We start from the raw sequence: 20361 nt of genomic DNA on the forward strand, positions 1-20361 counted from the left end.
CTTTTCATTTTATAAATAACTCCGATAATGATAGAGCATGGCAGCAAATGTTAGAATGGTATAAGCCAAGGATGTGAAAAAGGCAATATTAGGCGAAAACTCAAACTTTTGACCTTCCATTTTAATGCCTGTGGTCCCTTGAATAATCATATCCGTATTTCGTGATGTCAAACCACCCTTTGAGGTAGAGAACCATATAATAATGGTTGCTGCCATTCCAATTACAAATGAATAATCAATGAATTTTGTATGGGTAAGGTACGTTATTCCGTAACATAGCCCTACTAACACTAATATGGTAATGATGATGTTAAGTAAAGTCTTCATAATCCTATATCCCCTTTTAATTATCTGTATATTTAAATAATAACATAAATTGGAATTTATTTCTGGAAAAGGAGAGACATTGACAATAAAAATGATAAGTGATATTATTATCTCATATTCAAGATATTCAATTTAAGAATACTTTTGAGGAGGTGAAATAGGTGAACAGAAAATGCACAAATTTGCCCTTTCTTGTTTTAATGCAAACATCTAAAACAGTTCAGGAAAAAATGAAGGTGGAAATGACAAAAAACAATCTTAGTATTACGGAATTTTCTGTTCTAGAGGTGCTTTATTTCAAAGGAAAACAAACCATACAGCAAATTGGTCACAGAATATTAATTTCTAGTGGTTCTATGACGTATGTTATTGATAGATTGGAACAGAAAGGATTGTTAACTCGGAGTGCCTGTCCAGATGACCGTAGAGCAATACATGTCACGTTAACTGATGATGGCAACGATTTGATGGAACATATTATGCCGATCCATCAGGAATGGGTTGATCACATGTTTAGTTCTTTAACTTCTATGGAGTCTGAACTATTCGTTGAACTTTTAAAAAAGGTAAATGATAAAATGGTTTAATGATTTTTTTTGAACTAATATCTCAGATTCGAGATAAAAATCATATCATAGAGGAGGATTTTAAAATGATAAATCTTGGTTTATTCATTATTCGGTTGGTAGTGGGGTTACTATTTGTAGGTCACGGTGCCCAAAAATTATTTGGTTGGTTCGGCGGTTATGGTTTAAAAGGTACTGGAGGCTGGTTTGATTCTATTGGTATAAAACCGGGTGTAACCATGGCTCTTTTCGCTGGATTAGCAGAACTTATTGGGGGCGTTTTGTTCACGTTAGGATTATTGACCCCGCTTGCAGGAATCATGATTGCAGGAACAATGGTTATGACTATAGTTAAAGTGCATGGTGCAAACGGAATTTGGTCAACATCAAATGGATACGAGTATAACCTTACATTACTTGCAGTTTCAATTGGCATAGCTTTAAGTGGTCCAGGTAGATATTCAGTAGATGCCTTTTTATTTTAATATACCTCAGTTTAGAGATTCTCAAAGTAAAGTTAATAACTAGAGTTTTTAAATCCGGTACTAGGAATAAAATAAGATATCATGTTCTATTAGTTAGGTAGATTATACATTATAAAGGGGTGACAGGAATGAGTAAAAAAACAATGGGTATTCACCATATCACTGCAATCGTTGGACATCCGCAGGAAAATGTAGATTTTTATGCCGGTGTATTAGGATTACGAATGGTAAAACAAACAGTCAATTTTGATGATCCAGGTACGTATCACCTTTATTTTGGAAATGAAGGTGGAAAGCCAGGAACCATTATTACCTTCTTTCCATGGGCGGGAGCCCGTTCGGGGGTTATTGGAGATGGTCAAGTAGGGGTTACTTCTTATGTAGTTCCGAAAGGTGCCATGGGATTTTGGAAACAAAGATTAAAAAAGTTCAATGTTCCTTTTACTAAAATCGAACGCTTTGGAGAGCAATATTTAGAATTTGATGATCCGCACGGTCTTCACTTAGAAATCGTTGAAAGAGAAGAAGGGGAAGTCAATAATTGGACTTTCGGCGATGTAACAGGAGAGGTTGCAATAAAAGGCTTTGGCGGAGCAACACTATTATCGACCCAGCCTAACAAAACGGCTGAATTGCTAGAAAAAGTAATGGGACTCGAATTAGTCGGTAATGAAGGTGATTACGCCCGTTATCGTTCAACTGCGGATATCGGAAATGTTATTGACGTTAAATTAACCCCTATTGGACGTGGGAAAATGGGTGTGGGTACAGTACACCACATTGCATGGCGGGCTGTTGATGATGAAGATCAATTAGATTGGAAAAAATACGTTGCATCCAAAGGGTATGGAGTTACCCCTGTACAAGACAGAAATTACTTTAATGCCATTTACTTTAGAGAGCACGGGGAAATTCTATTTGAAATTGCTACTGACCCACCAGGATTTGCGCACGATGAGTCACAGGAAACAACGGGTGAAAAGTTGATGCTGCCAGATCAGTATGAGCCACATAGAGCACAAATTGAACGAGGTTTGCTGCCATTTGAAGTAAGAGAACTAGACTAATTTTACGAAAGGGACTGATTTCTTTGCTTTCGATTGATCCAGCCTCATTGTCTGAAAGAGAAAATTATAAATTTCTTATTGGTAGTATCATACCTAGACCGATTGCTTTCGTCACAACGGTTTCAAAAGACGGGGTTTTGAACGGAGCGCCATTTAGTTATTTTACTATCGTATCATCTAATCCCCCGATGATATCATTGTCTATTCAACGGTCTGCGGGAGGACAAAAAGATACAGCAAGAAACATCATCGAGTCTAAGGAATTTGTGGTTCATATTGTTGACGAACAAAATGTTGAAAAAATTAATAAAACAGCTGCAAGCCTTCCTCCTCAACAGAGTGAAATTGTGTTAGCTAATTTAACTCCGGTTGACAGTGTAAGGATTGCTGTACCAGGTGTAAAGGAAGCGAAAATTCGAATGGAATGTACATTAGAGCATTCTTTGGAATTGGGAGGTTTAGATGCACCTGGGTGTGATTTTATTATAGGAAAAGTTGTTCAATTTCACATTGAAGATGATATTTATGATAATGGAAGAATCGACCCTAGTGGCTTAGCTGCTGTAAGTCGATTGGCTGGAAATAATTACGCCAAAATAGGTGAAATTTTTGAAATAGAACGACCTAAATAGGTTGTGTTCTGGAGGGAGAACAGTCATGAAACATATATTTAATAAGGGACAAGATCCAACAAAACCAACATTATTATTGCTTCATGGTACGGGTGGCAATGAATTAGACCTGCTGCCACTTGCAGGAATGATCGATGATAAGGCAAATGTACTAAGCGTTCGTGGCAATGTGTTAGAAAATGGGATGCCTCGGTTTTTCCGCAGATTAGCAGAAGGTGTCTTTGATGAAGAGGATCTAATTTTTCGAACAAAGGAATTAAATGAATTTCTTGATGAAGCAGCAGAAAAGTATGAGTTCGATCGTGATAATATGATTGCAGTTGGTTACTCAAATGGTGCGAATATTGCTGCGAGTTTATTATTTCACTATCAAAATGCACTAAAGGGTGCAATTCTTCATCACCCTATGGTACCTAGAAAGGGAATTGATCTCCCTGATTTGGCAGGAAAATCTGTGTTCATTGCTGCCGGGACAAATGATCCAATTTGCTTGCCAATGGAATCGGCTGAATTACAATCGATCTTGGAAAAAGCGAATGCTAATGTGGAACTTCATTGGGAAGATAGAGGCCATCAACTAACGATGGAAGAAGTCCAAGCCGCAGCAACTTGGTATCAAAAGCTATAATCAAATAAAGGATTTCAAAGGAATCATGTTTTAGGGTCAATGTCCCATCTTTTTATTAGAAAAGAAGATATTGGCCCTCTTTTTTATTTTTATTAAATAATTACCATCCAAGCAATTAAGAGAAGGTATAAATAATTCTTTAAGGGTAATTTTAAAAAATAGTAAATAAAAAAGGATGATAACTATTGGAGAAAAGATTGTTACATTTACTCACTAGTTTGTGTATAGTTGCCCTGCCCTTTCTATTTAGGGGTTCAAAAATGAGAGAAAACCTTGTTATATTTTTTTCCAAAGGGGTCCTTGCGACTTTGGTTGATGCTTATGTTGTCGGAACAAAAAAAATTGAATATCCAGTTCGTCCTTTAGGGAAGATTTTTAAAACTAACATTATTTATGACATGTTGTTTTTTCCTCTTTTAAGTGTCATTTGGGTGAAAATGTCCTATAACGATAATTTAGGAAAAATCTTGTTGAAAAGTTTGGTGTTTAGCGTTCCGATGAGTATCGGTCAGTGGTATTTTGAAAGGAATTCTAGATTATTTAAATGGAAAAAATGGACACCAGTTCATACATTCGGGAGTGTGAGTTTTACTTTATTTACGATTAGAGGTTTAGTGGGATTAATAAAAAAAGTAGATAAAATAAAGAGTAATCAAAATATAACCGAATAATAAAGGTTGATAGTATGAATAAAACGAATAAGTTAGAAGCAATTCTTTGGAGTATTGCTTTTCCGGGTTTCGGTCAATTATTAAATGGTCACCTTGTAAAAGGAGTACTGTTTATCCTTTTAGAATTCATCATTAATGTAAACAGTTTATTTAATCAAGCGATCATGTTAAGTTTTCTTGGGAAGATAGATGAGGCTGCCGGAGTGGTTGATTACCAATGGCTTATGTTTTATCCATGTGTTTATATGTTTGCCATGTATGATGCCTATAAATTTGCGGAAGGTGAGAATCCTCGGTTATCATTTGTCCCATTTGCGTTTGGAGCCTATTTTGTCACAGTGGGTCTTATGTACTCTCCAAAAATATTTTTCGGTGTATCATTTGGTCCTATTTGGCTTCCTATATTATCTTTGATACCTGGGTTAGGAATTGGATTTATCATTCGTTATATAGTAATAAAGACTTCTTCTAAAACTCATTACAGTGGGAGACCTTCTTAATTCAAAAAGAGCCTATTTGCATGGGCTCTTTTTGAGGAACATTAGCTGGTATATAGCCCTTCTTTCTTGAAAAATTATCAAAAGGCAGCATAAGACCCTTCATTTATAAGTGATAGCATAGGTTTTAAACAAACAGTTGATTAGTATTTTGAAAGCTAATCAATCGTTTGATTGAAAACGTAATAATCTTTGAAAATGATGAGTTTCTTTTCATACAACTGCTAAGAAAATTGCTGAACTATCATAGTTACAATATGTAACTTTAAATATAAAGCTACTAAATAAAGAAAAGTTATGATTTGTATAAAGAATAACTTTTGTACATATTTAACATATGAGGGAATTGACTATTAGTAAATGGGAGATAAAAATCCATGAATGATAAGAAAATGGTTGGAGAAAAGGTTGTAGAATACGTGAAAGATGGTATGGTAGTTGGACTTGGAACAGGCTCTACAGTATTTTATACCATTTCTAAACTTGGAAAATTGGTGAAAGAGGGGCTGTCTATCAAAGGAATTCCAACTTCAATTCAAACGGAGAAATTGGCGAAAGAGGTAGGAATCCAACTTGTCGAGTTTCATGAAATCGAACAAATTGATTTGGCAATCGATGGTGCAGATGAAGTGGATGATGATTTTAATCTCATAAAAGGAGGAGGAGGTGCCCTTTTAAGAGAAAAAATTATCGCAACAGCAGCTAAATATTTTATCGTTATAGCAGACCCCAGCAAAAGAGTGAATAAATTAGGGGCGTTCCCACTTCCAGTAGAGGTGGTGCCTTTTGGCTATGAAATGACGATGAAACATATCGAAGGTCTTGGATGTAACCCACAGCTAAGGCAAAACAATGGGACCCCATTTTTAACCGATAATGGGAACTATATTTTCGATTGCGCATTCCCCATAATAAGTCAACCTGGGGAACTTGAGAAAAACTTGAATCTAATCCCGGGTGTTGTTGAAAATGGCCTCTTTGTTGGAAGGACAGATAAAGTTATTACCTTAAATACAGAAAAGAACATTATTGTTATGGGAAGAGTATAGGTTAATAACATAAAACAGAAGAAAAATCCGTTAGAAGCTTCTTAACGGGTTCACCTCAGAGGCGCAAACATTGTACAACGCACTTGAATTCGCCATCAAATTCACAGTGTAATTCACAGGGTATGAAATAATTATTGAAGTGTGAGTGAATGTGTTGTGATTTGAATTATGAATAAAGAAATAAAAACAAGTTTATTTTCCAAAACACTGGAAATGTAGTGTGGAATATTAGAAAAAGAAAAGACACATACCTGTGTACTAAGTAAGCACCGAGCTGATAAATAGACGGAGGATTTCCGCCTAATTAGAAATTATTGTTAAAAAGGGATTAAATAGGCGGAGAGATTCCGTCTATCGATTCAAAAAATGAAAAATTAGGAGGTTTTTTCTTGCATAAGCGGAAAATCCCCCCTTATTTACCCCAAAATGAGCTCCATTCTGCATTTAAACGGAAAACCTCCGCTTATTTTACTTTGGCTTGTTAGGCGATTAAGGACAAGACATCTTATTCAAGAAAACGTCATTTTTATGCCTTACAGTTATATACCAATAACGATGCCAATATGACTTTCATTTCGCTTGCGTTTTTATATGCGAATTTATTGTGATTTCTATTGTTAATTAACTAGAGAATTGGCGTTTTGCACCCAAAAGTAAACCCGTTAGAAGCTTCTCCCGGGTTTTTCTTATTGTTGAACATCAAAGTGCTGGTTGAGGAGTTGACAAGTCTTCAGAAGGCATGCCGTTAGCTTTTCTTCATTCCCATAAAAACGAGTAGCTGGCAGCGGTATGGAGACAGCGCTCAAATTTCCCATACTATCGTAGACAACTGCGCCTACCGCACAAATTCCGTGGATATGCTCCTCCCTTGAAAATGCAACTCCCTCTTTTCGGATCACTTCTAATTCCTTTAACAGTTCTTCTCGATTCGTAACCGTGTTTTCAGTGTACTGGTTTAAATGTTCCGGCAATAGTTTCTCAACCTCGACTACAGGTAGTGAGGCGAGTATAGCCTTTCCGTTAGCCGTGCAATGTAATGGAAAGGCGGCACCGGGTTGTGAAGTCGCTTGTAGTGGATGTGCTGCAATAATTTGATCCACAAAAAGCACTTTTCCGTTATCTAATATAGAAAGGTCGACTGTTTCATTCACTTGGTTAGATAGTTGGATTAAAAATGGCCTCATTTCTTCTCTAAGGTCACTATGGACAGCAGCGGCAAGCATGGCAATCTCAGGTCCGAGACGGATACCACCTTTCTGGGAAGCTGCTGCAACGAAATTTTCCTGCTCAAGTGCAGCAACAATTCTTTGAACTGTCGATCTGGCTAAGTTCACTTCTTTTGCAATCTGTGACAGGCTTAATCCCTTCGGATGTTCTCTTAGAATTCGCAGTATGTTAGCCGCACGAGAGATAACCTGAACACTAGAGGGTTTATTTTTATTATCCTGTTTATCGATGTTCAAAAGTTTGTGCTCCTTCCTCTTTATATAACAATTCTATCATATTTGAAATGTTATTATGAGCAGTGAAAATCGTGTATTTCCACGGAGTAAAGTGTAAAGAAGACATTCGTAATTGACAAAAGTTTTAACCATTCATTATACTTGTATTAACCGAATTACAATACATGTGTACCACATCGTGGTTAAATCATAGAAAATGAATGAATAGGGGGGATTAGGGATGGAACTAGTTAAGGTTGGTGTAATCGGAATAGGAAACATGGGCAGTTCACATGTTCAATTGCTTGATAAAGGGCTAATCAATGGAGCGGCTTTAACGGCAATTTGCAGCAGTAATGAAGCTCGAATAGAATGGGTGAAAAATCATACAACAGGAGATGTACAAATTTTTCGGAATGAAGAAACATTCTTTAATGAATCAGAAATTGACGCTGTCCTTATCGCAACCCCCCATTATAGTCATCCAGAGCTAGCAAAAAAGGCCTTTGCTAAAGGGATTCATGTCCTCATTGAAAAACCTGCAGGTGTCTACACAAAAAATGTGTTGGAATGAATGACGCAGCGAAATCTACTGGAAAAGTGTTTGGCATTATGTATAACCAAAGAGCAAATCCCCTGTATCAAAAAGTACGGGAACTAATTCAATCAGGTCAACTAGGCGAAATGAAACGAACCAATTGGATTGTGACCGACACTTACCGACCACAAAGTTATTATAATTCAAGTAAATGGCGAGCCACCTGGAAAGGCGAAGGCGGTGGCGTCCTATTAAATCAAGCACTTCATCAATTAGATATTTGGCAATGGACGACAGGAATGATGCCAAAGCGGGTACGGGCAATGTGTGGTTTAGGAAAATACCATGATATTGAAACAGAAGATGATGTTACGGCATATGTGGAATATGAAAACGGTGCAACAGGTGTATTTATTACTTCGACAGGTGAAGCACCAGGTACCAATCGTCTTGAAATGGTTGGTGACAGAGGGAAGCTCGTTGTCGAAAATGAACAACTTACTTTTTACCAGCTTGTCCAATCGGAACGTGAATTTAATGCATCATATACAGGCGGTTTTGGTCAGCCTGAATACCGTAAAGTTGAAATCCCTGTAAAAAGTGATAATGGAAATCATACAAGTATTATCCAAAACTGGATTGAGGCAATTGTAAATGGAGCACCATTACTTTCACCAGGTGTGGAGGGAGTAAAGGCCTTAGATATTTCAAACGCCATTTATTTATCCTCATGGTTAAATGAAACGGTAGAATTACCAGTTGAACCGGACCTTTATTTTGAAAAATTGCAAGAAAAAATGGATACCTCCAGATTTGAGAAAAAGCATGTAACGAACATCACTTTAGATTTATCGGGAACGTATTGAGCGAATTGCTTAAAGAGTTTTAATAAATAAATCCTTGCTATAAATAGAAATAAATGAAGGATGACCCGGTGATTTATGAAGTATGAAATAGAATAGTACCAAAAGAACCTCACGTTCCGCTTATAAACGTGAGGTTTGTTGTTGATATATAGTAGTTTGAAAATTCAATTGTAAATAATGTAGGATACAATGGAAAGGGAATTTATTTTCGCAATAAAGTTGAATGGAATAAGCTGCATAGTAAAATGCATATAGAAAAGGAGAAATATGATTTATACAATATTTTTATTCATTCTTGCAGGAATTGCTGAAATCGGCGGAGGCTACTTAATCTGGATTTGGTTACGGGAAGGCAAACCCTATTGGTACGGAATAATCGGCGGTATTATTTTGATCCTATACGGAATAATCCCTACCTTTCAAAAGTTTCCTTCGTTTGGAAGGGTTTATGCGGCATACGGTGGCGTGTTTATTATTCTCTCGATCTTGTGGGGCTGGGGCGTTGATAAGAAAGCACCCGATACATACGACTGGATTGGGGCGGCCATTTGTTTAGTCGGAGTCACCGTTATCCTTTGGGGGCCGAGGCAGTAGATTTCTTCACGTCTCTTAAATTAATATTTCAAATTCTTTACTCATGGTGTAAAATGTAAATACTGGTAAACTGTTAAAAATTACCTAAAGGAATAAGTTCTAAGTGACAGTATTTCATTATTGGCAAAGGCAAAGAACCTGGGGAGATCTACATGCACGATTTATTTAGTCGTAGGGAATTCAATAGAGTAAAGTTCAATAGACCAATTCAATCGTCCATTGAATCCGTCACCTCTATATTCAAAGAAAAGACCGAACCAACAAATGAAGTTACGATTTATGCTCTTGATATGAGTGCGGGGGGAATTAGGTTCGTTAGTAAAGTCGAATTTATGATAAATTTTTTAACCACCTATCGGGTCAAGATAACAATATCTGGTAGAGAACTTGTCCTGTACGGGAAAATAATTAGGAAAAGAGATCTTATTAATAACATCTTTGAATATGGTTTACAATTTAACTATAGTTATCATGAACAAAAAGTTTAAAAGAAATGAAGGTTAACTTTTTTATCATTGTTTTTAAAAAAAATCTAAGGTTACCGGGATAAACCCGGGCTTCCTTAGATTTTTTTAAATGATATTTATTGTTCTCCTGCCCGTTTCAAAAACTCCATCACAGCTGTTGTCATATTCTGGGCCTCAACTGAACTACTGCTAACGCCAAACAGTTTTGTCACCTCACGATGTGTAAGTGTTTTTGTTTCAAAGGAACCCACGATATTACCGGCGGCAGCAGCTTTATTCATAAAAGCTTCAGTCGATTTTCCCCCTTTTGATACGAGGAAGATGGGCGGCAGATTTTTATTTCCCGCATAGGTAAGTGGGGATGCCTCTGCCCGTGCATTCGTGTCATGGCCGAAAACTGTTTGATAGCCTGGATTCCCTTGAACAAGTTGGTTAATATCAATCGGTCCATCCAAATTTACAATGGAATGAATTCTATTTAGTGATAGGCCGATTTTCCCTAAATAGGTGGGATTAGTTCCAATAAGCATGGCCAAATGTCCCCCAGCAGAGTGGCCCATTAAATGGATGTTGTCTCGATCGATTTGGTATTGATTCGCGTGATCATGGACCCACTTTACGGCTGAGGCCACATCAGCAGCCATTTGCTGATAGGTGGCATGAGGATATAGCCTGTAATTGACGGACACAAATACATACCCATCCCTTGTAAAGAATGAGGGTTTCTCCGCTACATTGCTTTTAGTCCCCGCTTTCCAGCTGCCCCCATGAACATAGATGATCACTGGCTGTTTTTGACTGATAATGGCGTTGGGGCTATAAAGATCTAACGTTTGTTTTGGATCATCTCCATATGGAATGTTAAACTGAGCGGTTTCTTGTCCATAGGTATGACCGAAAAAATAGACAGATGAACCTACAAGGAGAAGAAGCAGAAGTAGTAGCGATACATAATATTTCCTTTGTTTAAATATGCTGAGCTTTTCCACGGTGACCATCCTTTCTAGTTGTGCTGCTTAAAACTTATCAATGATAGCATGTGGATATTTTCTCCAAAAACCAAAAAAAAAATGTTGGCAACAATCATCGTGACAAAATGAAATTTTGTATAAATTGATTAGGGAATGAAACCGCTTTATTATGAAGATAGAAGTTCAACAAATAAGTTGAAGGGGGAAAAAAGATGAATGAAACAGCTAAAGATAAATCAGATGTAAAAGTGAAGATACAAAAGTTCGGTAGTTATTTAAGCGGTATGGTCATGCCGAATATTGGGGCCTTTATTGCGTGGGGGCTAATTACCGCACTATTTATTCCAACAGGCTGGGCGCCTAATAAGGATCTAGCCACACTTGTAGGCCCGATGATCACTTATCTATTGCCATTATTAATTGGTTTTACCGGTGGTCGAATGGTTTACGATATTCGTGGTGGGGTTGTAGGTGCGACCGCAACAATGGGTGTCATTGTTGGAACAGATATCCCGATGTTCTTAGGCGCTATGATCATGGGACCTATTGGTGGTATTGTCATTAAATATTTTGACAAACTTGTGCATGGAAAAATTAAATCTGGATTTGAAATGCTTGTTAATAACTTCTCAGCAGGAATTCTAGGTGGTTTGTTAACACTAGGAGCGTATAAAGGTGTTGGCCCAGTGGTGGAAGGGCTAAGCAAAATCTTAGCAAATGGTGTCCAATTTATTATCGACCATAATATGTTACCATTAGCAAACGTCTTTATTGAACCGGCAAAAGTCCTATTCTTAAATAATGCCATTAACCATGGGATTTTAAGCCCACTCGGAATTGAGCAAGCAACAAAAGCAGGAAAATCGATTCTGTTCTTATTAGAAACAAACCCTGGACCTGGTTTAGGGATTCTACTAGCCTTTATGCTATTTGGTAAAGGGACAGCAAAACAAACAGCACCTGGTGCGGTTATTATCCACTTCTTGGGTGGTATTCATGAAATTTACTTCCCATATATCTTAATGAAGCCGATGTTAATTTTTGCCGCAATGGCGGGTGGCGTAAGTGGAGTTTTCACATTCAATCTTCTTGATGCAGGTCTTGTTGCAGCACCATCACCAGGTAGTATCTTTGCCCTACTTGCGATGACACCTAAGGGTGGTTATTTTGCAACACTTGCTGGTGTGGTTGTCGCAACTGCTGTATCGTTTGCCGTGGCAGCTTTGATTCTTAAAACAAGTAAGACAACAGAAGAGGAAGAAGATTTATCTTCTGCAACAGCAAAAATGGAAGAAATGAAGGGTAAAAAGAGTTCTGTAAGTTCTGTCTTAACGAAACAAGACGAGATCAATCCTGATAATGTAAACAAGATCGTATTTGCTTGTGATGCTGGAATGGGTTCTAGTGCAATGGGTGCTTCCATTCTAAGAAACAAAGTGCAAAAAGCGGGTCTAGATGTGAGGGTTATTAACACAGCGATTAGTAATTTACCGGCAGATGCTGATGTGGTTGTGACACATAAAGACTTAACGGATCGTGCGAAAGCAAAGCTTCCAAATGCCAAGCATATTTCCGTAGAAAACTTCTTAAATAGTCCAAGATATGATGAATTAGTTAATTCATTAAAGAAAGAGTCATAACAAACAGCTAAGAGCCTAGGGAACGTGACTAGGCTCTTTTTTCCTTTCGTATTTTAATAATGTCAACAATGAAGTTGACTAATTTATAACTAGCTCATGTTGTATAAAGGATATTGCGGGATTAAAATTAGATTGTCAGTATAATATTTTAATTTTGGCAACAACATAAGCTAGGAGGCTGACGGTCAACTTTTAGGAGTGTGAAATATGTATATTTCCGCAAGAGAAAGACAAATCCTTGAAATCTTATTAAAGAATACGGATGAAACGACCGTGAAAGACCTTGCTGACCAAATTGGTGTTAGTGCAAGAACCATCCACCGTGATTTAAAAAATGTAGAAGATATTCTTGAAGAATACACTCTGTCATTGCAAAAAAAGTCGGGGGTTGGCGTTCAAATCATTGGTGACACGAACAAAGTGCGGGAACTTGAACTCTATTTGTTTAATCTTTCCCATACAGAATACACACCGGAAGAACGGCAAACGATCATTTTATGTGAGCTTTTAGAAACCAATGAGCCCGTAAAACTACTTGGTCTTGCCAACGACTTAAATGTCACGATTGCCACGGTAAGCGCTGATTTAACAAAGTTAGAAGAGAGATTACAAACCATTGGATTGGCACTGGTCCGAAGAAGAGGTTATGGGGTCGAAATTGACGGGGATGAAGGCGCTAAACGAAGGGCGATGAGCAATTTAATTTCTGAGTATCTGGATGAGGCAGAAATTCTCTCCTTAACACGAGAGAATATTCAAAAGCGCGGTGCGCAGCAAATTCATTCCATCTCTGAGAGATTGATGGGACTTGTTGATAAGAAGAAGCTTGTCATTGTTGAAAAAATAGTCAATTCCATTGTTCAAGAATTACCATTTTCAATGGCCGATAGTGCCTATATTGGATTAGTCGTTCATGTAGCCTTGGCTGTGGAACGAATCCAAAAGGGCGAAGGAATAACGATTAACCAAACTTATTTTGAAGAACAAAGAGTATCGAAAGAATATAAATTTGCCGAAAAAATTGTTACTGGGTTAGAGCAAGTTTTTACTATTACTATACCGAAGGCAGAGGTTGCCTACATTACCATGCACCTAAAGGGTGCGAAGGTACGACATGATAATGAATACTTAAATGAGGAAACAGGCCTAGAGATTGCAGTCAAAACCAAAAAACTAATTGAACGTGTCAGCGAATTAACAGGGATAGATTTATCGGCGAATCGCTCCTTATTTGAGGGGCTTGTCACCCATTTAAAGCCGGCTATTTATCGGATGAAGCAAAAAATGGGGATAAGCAACCCATTGTTAGATAAAATAAAACGAGATTATACAGATTTGTTTAGTATTGTTAAACAAGCAACCACGCAGGTTTTTCATCACTTTTATGTACCAGATGAGGAAACAGGGTATCTGGTGATGCACTTTGGCGCAGCGATTATGGGAAACCGAGAGCTTGTAAACGTAAGAACGCTGGTGGTTTGTTCAAGTGGAATTGGTACCTCGAAGATGCTGGCAACGAGATTGCAAAGAGAATTCCCTGAGTTGAAGCATATTCAAAATGTTTCGGTTATGGAATTCAAAAAGATGAATAAGGATCAGTATCAGTTAGTCCTTTCCACCATTCCGATTCCTGATTATGAGGCGGATTATATTGTGGTCAATCCCTTTTTAAATAAAGATGAGATTGAAAAGATTCGTACCTTTATCAATGAATATAAGATCGTGAATAATTCCGAGAGACAGCTTCCTATTGCGATCCAAGCGAGTAAAGGCCATAAAAGCTCTGCAAGGTTAATCGAGGAAATGAAACATATCCACGATTATGCTGGAACGATTGCTACGATTCTTAAGGGGTTCGAAGTGAACAAACTTAGCGTGTACAAATCGACGGAAGAAATTCTAACCCAATCCTGCCGAAGGCTCTATCAAGAAGGGAAAATTGACAACGTGGAGATCGTTGTTCAAAAGATCCTTGAAAGGGAAAGGTTAGGGGGGATTGGTATTCCTGAAACAGGTATGGCCCTATACCATACGCGTTCTTCACACGTGGTAGAGCCATGCTTTGATCTTACCGTTTTGCAAACACCAGTAAACGTTGCGGGTATGGATGAAAACGATATGGAAATGACTGTAGTAGTATTACTGCTATCACCAGCAAATACATCTGAAAAGGTCTTAGAGGTATTGAGTTTTTTAAGCACCTTGTTAATTGAAAGTGAAGAAAACACAACTATTTTCCAATCACATGACCATGACAGAATCATGGAATTACTCACAGCAAGGTTAGATCAATTTTTCAACGAAAAGTTAAAAGAATTAAGGAGTGTTTAATCATGACAAAATCAATTCTAGCAAAAGAAAATATTCTATTAAATGCCGCTGTGGCTTCTAAAGAGGAAGCAATTAAATTGACCGGAAGTATTCTAGTTGAAAAAGGCTATGTCGAGCCAAACTATATTGAAAAAATGCTGGAAAGAGAACAATTGACTTCTACCTATATGGGGAATTTTGTTGCCATTCCACATGGCACCGAGGATTCAAAGTCGTTTGTGAAGGAATCAGGCATTTCCTTTGTTCAGGTTCCCCAAGGCGTGGATTTTGGCGCCGGAAATATCGTTAAACTGTTAATTGGGATCGCCGGTAAAGATAATGAACACCTAGACATTCTTTCGAAGATTGCCATTGTCTGTTCGGAGGAAGAAAATATTGAAAAGCTAGTTTCTGCAAAATCGGCCGATGAGATTCTATCCATTTTTGAAGAGGTGAACTAAATGTTGGCCGTACACTTTGGAGCGGGAAATATTGGTCGGGGTTTTATTGGAAATTTATTATATCATTCCGGTTATGAAACTTGTTTTGTCGATGTAAACGATGAGATTGTCCGTTTACTCAATGAAAAGAAGGAATACCGGGTAGTACTTGCAGAACCGGCCCAACAAGAGGACACGATTAAAAATGTAAGAGCCATCAATAGTGCAGCAAACCCTGAGCAAGTAATAGCCGCCATTGCGGAAGCCGATTTAGTAACAACTGCCATTGGGCCGAATATTCTTCCGCTGATTGCCGGTTTGATTGCAGATGGTCTGCGTAAACGTATCGAACAAACGGATCGGCCGCTCACTATTATCGCTTGTGAAAATATGATTGGCGGCAGTTCGCTCTTAAAAGAGAAGATTTTTGAAAAGCTAACAGCAGACGAAAAGACACAATTTGAAGGGCGCTTTGGCTTTCCTGATTCCGCGGTAGATCGGATTGTCCCGAATCAGGTGAATGAGGATAAACTCATGGTGAAGGTAGAACCGTTTTATGAATGGGTGGTAGAGGAGCCGAAGATAATCGGCGAAAAGCCACCTGTTAAGGGGATTACCTATGTTCAAGAGCTAGTACCTTATATTGAACGAAAGCTATTCACTGTTAATACCGGGCATGCACTTGCAGCATACTTTGGCTATTATTTTGGAACGGAGACAATTAATCAGGCAATGGAGAATCAAGAGATTCGCGGCCTGGTTGAAGGGTCACTTAAGGAAAGTGGCGAATTTTTAGTGGGTAAATATGGCTTTAATAAAGAAGAACATCATAGGTACATTCAAAAGATTATTGGCCGTTTTTCTAATGCCTATATTATTGACGAGGTAACAAGGGTTGGCCGCTCGCCAATTCGTAAACTTGGGCCAAATGATCGCCTAGTCAGTCCCGCAAGACAATATGTTGAAGTGACTGGAAAACAGCCTGAGTATCTATTGAAGGGAATCGCTGCAGCTCTGTTGTATGATTTTCAAGGTGATGAGGAAGCCGTCCAAGTGCAAACTGTTATCAAGGATCAGGGTGTTGAAGCGGCAATTCAAAAATACACACAACTTGAACCGGGATCGAGACTCTTTCAAGGAATTATCGAGCAATACAAGCAACTGGAAAAGAAATAAGAAAAAAGCAGGGCGGTTCCAAAACTGGGGCCGCCCTTTTGTATGGGATGATTTTTCTGACTGTTGACAATACTATGAAAAAAATGGTAACCTTCAAGAACACCAAACATTTTATGAAGGAGGAATGGATAATGAGAGATCTTACTGTCGTCAACGTACATGCTAATTTCATATGTTATCCATACCTGTTTTCTGTCATTTAATGAATTCCGATCGTGATGAAGGGTATGGAGATGTTTTCTATCCCTTTCCAAAAAGAAGCATGCTCTTTTTAGGGTATGCTTTTTTTGTTGTCGGATTTTTTGGTGAAGTTGATATCAAAGGAGTAGAGGACGATGTGGTGTAAGCAAACAAGATTGATTTTCAAAAAGGATTGGCTAGATTGCGGGTAGTGATGGTTTACAGAATGTAGGGAAAGTGGGTTTGATACATGTTTGATGTTTTAGGAAAGCTAAGCTGGTTTTTTAAACAGTATCGGAAGCAGTACGCCATTGCCGTTATCGTATTAATAATAGCCAGTGTGTTGGAAGTGGTTCCGCCGTATTTACTGGGCACTGTTATTGATGTTTTAACAGCGGGTAAAATGACAAGAGCGATATTAGGTCAATATATGCTCATTTTTATTGCGATTATTGTCTTTGGTTATTTATTAAATTTTGTGTGGCAATACCGTTTATTTGAAGGGGCTATTAATCTTGAAAAAATAATGCGCCGTAAATTAATGCGGCAATTTTTAAAAATGACGCCAACCTTTTATGAAAAGAATCGGACGGGTGACTTAATGGCACGCGCGACAAATGATTTAAATGCGGTTTCAATTACAGCGGGATTTGGGATCATGACGCTTATAGATTCCACGTTATATATGGGTGCCATTATTTGTGCAATGGGGTTCATGATTTCATGGAAATTAACGTTTTTCGCTATGCTGCCAGTACCAATTATGGCCGTATTAATTCAATATTTGGGTAAGCTTGTCCATGAACGATATATGAAGGCACAGGACTCATTCGGTGAACTGAATGATAGTGTTTTAGAATCTGTTGCCGGTGTCCGTGTCATTCGGGCTTATGTTCAGGAGAAAAAGGATGAAATGAATTTTGCTGACAAGAGCGAAGAAGTATACGCGAAAAATATGGATACTGCGAAAATTAATGCCTTATTCGGGCCGATTACAAAAGTTGGAACAGGTATTAGCTATGTTGTCGCACTTGGTTACGGTGCCTTTCTTGTGTCTAATGGTGAAATGACTGTCGGCCAACTCGTTACCTTTAATGTCTATTTAGGGATTGCCGTATGGCCCATTTTTGCTATTGGTGAATTAATCAATGTGATGCAACAAGGGAATGCCTCACTTGATCGGGTCCAGGAAACCCTTGAGTATGTGGCAGATGTTCAAAATACGAGTGACCCTGTTGCCATTAAGACCCCGAGTGTGATTGGGTTTGATGATTTGATGTTTCAATACCCGACAAGCCAAGTGAAAAATTTACAACAAATCTCGTTGTCACTTAAAAAGGGGGAAACCCTTGGGATTGTTGGCAAAACGGGCGCAGGAAAAACCACCTTTTTACGGCAATTACTGCGGGAATACCCACTTGATCAAGGTCAATTATTGATTGCCGGAACAGATATCGCTTCGCAGACAAAGGAACAAATTCTGGATTGGATCGGGTATGTCCCACAGGACCATGTGTTGTTCTCACGGACCATTCGGGAAAATATCTTATTCGGTAAGGAAGATGCAACAGAAGCTGAATTGCAGGAGGCCATTCACCTTGCCTACTTCAAAAAGGATTTAGAGAACCTGCCGATGGGGCTTGAAACCCTTGTCGGAGAAAAAGGGGTCTCCTTATCAGGCGGACAAAAGCAGCGGGTGTCAATTGCTCGTGCACTTATTAAGGATCCGGAAATATTAATTCTTGATGACTCCTTATCAGCGGTCGATGCCAAAACGGAGACTCGTATCCTACAAAACATTCAGAATGAACGAAGCGGGAAAACCACCATTATTACGACCCATCGTTTATCTGGTGTGCAGCACGCGGATCAAATTATCGTGCTAGATGAAGGACAAATTACCGAGCAAGGGACGCATGAGGAACTTATCAAGAAAAATGGCTGGTATAAAGAACAATTTGACCGTCAACAGTTAGAGGGGGGCGGGGCATGAGGACGAGTAAACGATTAACAAACTATGCGCTTTATTTCAAGCGGCCGATCTTTCTGGGGCTATTATTCCTAACGATCGCTGTAGTTACGGAACTTGCAGGTCCATTTATAGCAAAATATATTATCGATGAACATATGACCATTGGAAAAATAGATATGAAGCCGATTGCCTGGCTCTTGTGTTTATACTTTATCTTAGCCGTGGCAACAGCGATTTTCCGTTATTTTATGTATATCTATTTGCAAATGGGCGCAAATCGTGTTGTCCAACGATTACGGCAAGACGTATTTGCGCATATTCAAACATTGCCGATCCAGTACTTTGATCAATTGCCGGCAGGAAAAATTGTCGCACGTGTTACCAATGATACCGAAGCCTTACGAAATTTATATGTGCAGGTGCTTTCTAACTTCGCAACAAGTTTCATTTCGATAGCGGGTGTCTATATCGCCCTATTTATTTTAAATTGGAAAATGGCGCTGATTGCCTTAATCATGATACCGATTATTTATCTTTGGATGATCTTATATCGAAAATATGCTGCCCAATACAATGGGGTGATTCGGACAAAAATTGCTGATATTAATGCGATGATCAATGAATCCATTCAGGGAATGACCATTATTCAAGCCTTTCGCCGCGAAAAGCAAATGACGAAGGAATTTGATGAGATGAACGAAGAGCATTATGCCTATCAGCGCAAATTATTATTTTTAGATTCAGCCACGTCCTTTAACCTAGTGAATTCGTTGCGTCTCATCCTGTTTACGATTTTTATTGTTTATTTTGGGACACAATCATTCACAACAGCAGAGATCGTGTCCTCGGGTACACTTTATGCGTTTGTGGATTACTTAACGAGATTATTCAATCCGATCACGAATGTGGTCAATCAGTTTTCACAACTGGAACGCTCCCTCGTTGCCGGGCAAAGAGTATTTGAGGTGTTGGATAACACCGGTGAGAACGTATCACAAGAGATAATGCCGCGATACGACGGGCATGTCCTTTTTGAAGATGTTTCATTTGCTTATAAAGAAAATGACTATGTGTTGAAAAATGTATCATTTGAAGCGAATCGCGGTGAAACGGTCGCACTTGTTGGCCATACGGGTTCTGGAAAGAGTTCCATTATGAATCTATTGTTCCGTTTCTATGACCCATCGAAGGGGAAGATTTATATTGATGGGATTGACGTAACAAATGTGCCAAGACAGACGATTCGTCAACATATGGGTATTGTTTTACAAGATCCCTATCTATTCACGGGAACGATTGCATCGAATGTAAGTTTGAATGACCCGAAAATTACCCGCGAAAAAGTGGAAGAGGCCTTGACTGCAGTCGGTGCCGAGCGGGTCCTCAAAAATCTTGAAAAAGGAATCGATGAGCCTGTAATTGAAAAAGGCAGCACCCTTTCCTCAGGACAGCGTCAGCTTATTTCTTTCGCCCGTGCGCTTGCTTTTGATCCGGCAATATTAATTTTGGATGAAGCAACCTCGAATATTGATACAGAAACGGAAGAAATCATTCAGCATGCAATGGAGGTTCTGAAGAAAGGGCGAACGACCTTTATTATTGCCCACCGCCTATCAACCATAAAAAATGCCGATCGCATTCTTGTATTAGAACGCGGTGTCATTAAAGAACAAGGCACCCACGATGAACTACTTGCCCAAGGCGGCATCTATAACCAAATGTACCAGATGCAAGCAAAATCACTACAGGTATAAAAATAAAAGAGGTCAGTCACTCGTGGTATAAAACGACGGGGGACTGACCTTTTTTGTGAGAGTATTGTTTTGTTTATATTGAGTCGCGA

General features: G+C 38.6%; 19 protein-coding genes and 1 pseudogene. 17 read left to right on the plus strand and 3 right to left on the minus strand.

Annotated features, from left to right (window positions below):
* Positions 1-9: 9 nt before the first annotated feature.
* Positions 10-327: a hypothetical protein gene (locus RCG19_RS10570; RefSeq protein WP_308110734.1), complete on the minus strand. Its 318-nt coding sequence runs from the start codon at positions 325-327 to the stop codon at positions 10-12.
* Between the two features lie 161 nt (positions 328-488).
* On the opposite strand from RCG19_RS10570, the gene RCG19_RS10575 reads away from it, so the two are divergent.
* From RCG19_RS10575 to rpiA, 8 genes are all read left to right on the plus strand, one after another.
* Positions 489-914, plus strand: coding sequence for a MarR family winged helix-turn-helix transcriptional regulator (locus RCG19_RS10575; protein ID WP_207343096.1), 426 nt, complete (start codon positions 489-491; stop codon positions 912-914).
* A 65-nt stretch (positions 915-979) separates the two neighbouring features.
* Positions 980-1378 (plus strand): DoxX family protein, encoded by a 399-nt coding sequence (locus RCG19_RS10580; protein WP_308110735.1) that lies wholly within the window; start codon positions 980-982, stop codon positions 1376-1378.
* A 128-nt stretch (positions 1379-1506) separates the two neighbouring features.
* On the plus strand, positions 1507-2445 hold the full coding sequence (locus RCG19_RS10585) for a ring-cleaving dioxygenase (RefSeq protein ID WP_308110736.1): 939 nt from the start codon (positions 1507-1509) through the stop codon (positions 2443-2445).
* Between the two features lie 23 nt (positions 2446-2468).
* Positions 2469-3077 carry a flavin reductase family protein gene (locus RCG19_RS10590; RefSeq protein WP_308110737.1) on the plus strand — a complete coding sequence of 203 codons (609 nt, stop codon included), beginning with the start codon at positions 2469-2471 and terminating at the stop codon, positions 3075-3077.
* 25 nt (positions 3078-3102) lie between these two features.
* Positions 3103-3705: an alpha/beta hydrolase gene (locus RCG19_RS10595; RefSeq protein ID WP_308110738.1), complete on the plus strand. Its 603-nt coding sequence runs from the start codon at positions 3103-3105 to the stop codon at positions 3703-3705.
* 260 nt (positions 3706-3965) lie between these two features.
* Positions 3966-4376, plus strand: coding sequence for a CBO0543 family protein (locus tag RCG19_RS10600; protein ID WP_308110739.1), 411 nt, complete (start codon positions 3966-3968; stop codon positions 4374-4376).
* A 14-nt stretch (positions 4377-4390) separates the two neighbouring features.
* Positions 4391-4876, plus strand: coding sequence for a hypothetical protein (locus RCG19_RS10605; protein WP_308110740.1), 486 nt, complete (start codon positions 4391-4393; stop codon positions 4874-4876).
* 374 nt (positions 4877-5250) lie between these two features.
* Positions 5251-5922 carry a ribose-5-phosphate isomerase RpiA gene (gene rpiA / locus RCG19_RS10610; RefSeq protein WP_308110741.1) on the plus strand — a complete coding sequence of 224 codons (672 nt, stop codon included), beginning with the start codon at positions 5251-5253 and terminating at the stop codon, positions 5920-5922.
* 686 nt (positions 5923-6608) lie between these two features.
* Here rpiA and RCG19_RS10615 read toward each other — a convergent pair.
* Complete coding sequence (locus RCG19_RS10615) at positions 6609-7385, minus strand: IclR family transcriptional regulator (RefSeq protein WP_308110742.1); 777 nt, start codon at positions 7383-7385, stop codon at positions 6609-6611.
* Positions 7386-7605: 220 nt separating this feature from the next.
* Between RCG19_RS10615 and RCG19_RS10620 the strand changes: the two are divergent.
* From RCG19_RS10620 to RCG19_RS23720, 3 genes and pseudogenes are all read left to right on the plus strand, one after another.
* A pseudogene (locus RCG19_RS10620) lies at positions 7606-8768 on the plus strand (Gfo/Idh/MocA family protein).
* 267 nt (positions 8769-9035) lie between these two features.
* The gene (locus RCG19_RS10625) at positions 9036-9362 is read left to right on the plus strand and encodes a YnfA family protein (protein ID WP_308110743.1); all 327 of its coding nucleotides are present in this window, start codon (positions 9036-9038) and stop codon (positions 9360-9362) included.
* 152 nt (positions 9363-9514) lie between these two features.
* Positions 9515-9850 (plus strand): PilZ domain-containing protein, encoded by a 336-nt coding sequence (locus RCG19_RS23720; protein ID WP_374049592.1) that lies wholly within the window; start codon positions 9515-9517, stop codon positions 9848-9850.
* Positions 9851-9945: 95 nt separating this feature from the next.
* Here the strand turns inward: RCG19_RS23720 and RCG19_RS10630 are convergent, their stop codons facing one another.
* Positions 9946-10818, minus strand: coding sequence for an alpha/beta hydrolase (locus RCG19_RS10630; protein WP_308110744.1), 873 nt, complete (start codon positions 10816-10818; stop codon positions 9946-9948).
* A 194-nt stretch (positions 10819-11012) separates the two neighbouring features.
* Between RCG19_RS10630 and RCG19_RS10635 the strand changes: the two genes are divergently transcribed.
* The 6 genes from RCG19_RS10635 to RCG19_RS10660 all read left to right on the plus strand — a co-directional run bounded on the left by RCG19_RS10635 (position 11013) and on the right by RCG19_RS10660 (position 20272).
* Positions 11013-12440, plus strand: a complete 1428-nt coding sequence (locus RCG19_RS10635; RefSeq protein ID WP_308110745.1) for a PTS mannitol transporter subunit IIBC — start codon at positions 11013-11015, stop codon at positions 12438-12440.
* A 207-nt stretch (positions 12441-12647) separates the two neighbouring features.
* Entirely contained in the window at positions 12648-14771 is a 2124-nt protein-coding gene (locus tag RCG19_RS10640; RefSeq protein ID WP_308110746.1) for a BglG family transcription antiterminator, read from the plus strand.
* Positions 14772-14773: 2 nt separating this feature from the next.
* Entirely contained in the window at positions 14774-15211 is a 438-nt protein-coding gene (locus tag RCG19_RS10645) for a PTS mannitol transporter subunit IIA (protein ID WP_308110747.1), read from the plus strand.
* Positions 15212-16366, plus strand: coding sequence for a mannitol-1-phosphate 5-dehydrogenase (locus RCG19_RS10650; protein WP_308110748.1), 1155 nt, complete (start codon positions 15212-15214; stop codon positions 16364-16366).
* 430 nt (positions 16367-16796) lie between these two features.
* A complete protein-coding gene (locus RCG19_RS10655; protein ID WP_308110749.1) occupies positions 16797-18539 on the plus strand; it encodes an ABC transporter ATP-binding protein in 1743 nt (580 codons plus the stop codon).
* Entirely contained in the window at positions 18536-20272 is a 1737-nt protein-coding gene (locus RCG19_RS10660; protein ID WP_308110750.1) for an ABC transporter ATP-binding protein, read from the plus strand. Before RCG19_RS10655 ends, RCG19_RS10660 begins: the two co-directional genes overlap by 4 nt.
* The last annotated feature ends 89 nt before the right edge of the window (positions 20273-20361 follow it).

Source organism: Neobacillus sp. OS1-2, assembly GCF_030915505.1.
In the GTDB taxonomy this organism is placed as follows: domain Bacteria; phylum Bacillota; class Bacilli; order Bacillales; family Cytobacillaceae; genus Neobacillus.

Bases quoted from the DNA above. Each gene is read 5' to 3' on its own strand.
- RCG19_RS10645 (WP_308110747.1), top strand. From the start codon at position 14,774: ATGACAAAATCAATTCTAGCAAAAGAAAATATTCTATTAAATGCCGCT.
- RCG19_RS10595 (WP_308110738.1), top strand. From the start codon at position 3,103: ATGAAACATATATTTAATAAGGGACAAGATCCAACAAAACCAACATTA.
- RCG19_RS10640 (WP_308110746.1), top strand. From the start codon at position 12,648: ATGTATATTTCCGCAAGAGAAAGACAAATCCTTGAAATCTTATTAAAG.
- RCG19_RS10600 (WP_308110739.1), top strand. From the start codon at position 3,966: ATGAGAGAAAACCTTGTTATATTTTTTTCCAAAGGGGTCCTTGCGACT.
- RCG19_RS10650 (WP_308110748.1), top strand. From the start codon at position 15,212: ATGTTGGCCGTACACTTTGGAGCGGGAAATATTGGTCGGGGTTTTATT.
- RCG19_RS10660 (WP_308110750.1), top strand. From the start codon at position 18,536: ATGAGGACGAGTAAACGATTAACAAACTATGCGCTTTATTTCAAGCGG.
- rpiA (WP_308110741.1), top strand. From the start codon at position 5,251: ATGAATGATAAGAAAATGGTTGGAGAAAAGGTTGTAGAATACGTGAAA.
- RCG19_RS10580 (WP_308110735.1), top strand. From the start codon at position 980: ATGATAAATCTTGGTTTATTCATTATTCGGTTGGTAGTGGGGTTACTA.
- RCG19_RS10625 (WP_308110743.1), top strand. From the start codon at position 9,036: ATGATTTATACAATATTTTTATTCATTCTTGCAGGAATTGCTGAAATC.
- RCG19_RS10635 (WP_308110745.1), top strand. From the start codon at position 11,013: ATGAATGAAACAGCTAAAGATAAATCAGATGTAAAAGTGAAGATACAA.
- RCG19_RS10605 (WP_308110740.1), top strand. From the start codon at position 4,391: ATGAATAAAACGAATAAGTTAGAAGCAATTCTTTGGAGTATTGCTTTT.
- RCG19_RS23720 (WP_374049592.1), top strand. From the start codon at position 9,515: ATGCACGATTTATTTAGTCGTAGGGAATTCAATAGAGTAAAGTTCAAT.
- RCG19_RS10570 (WP_308110734.1), bottom strand. From the start codon at position 327: ATGAAGACTTTACTTAACATCATCATTACCATATTAGTGTTAGTAGGG.
- RCG19_RS10655 (WP_308110749.1), top strand. From the start codon at position 16,797: ATGTTTGATGTTTTAGGAAAGCTAAGCTGGTTTTTTAAACAGTATCGG.
- RCG19_RS10585 (WP_308110736.1), top strand. From the start codon at position 1,507: ATGAGTAAAAAAACAATGGGTATTCACCATATCACTGCAATCGTTGGA.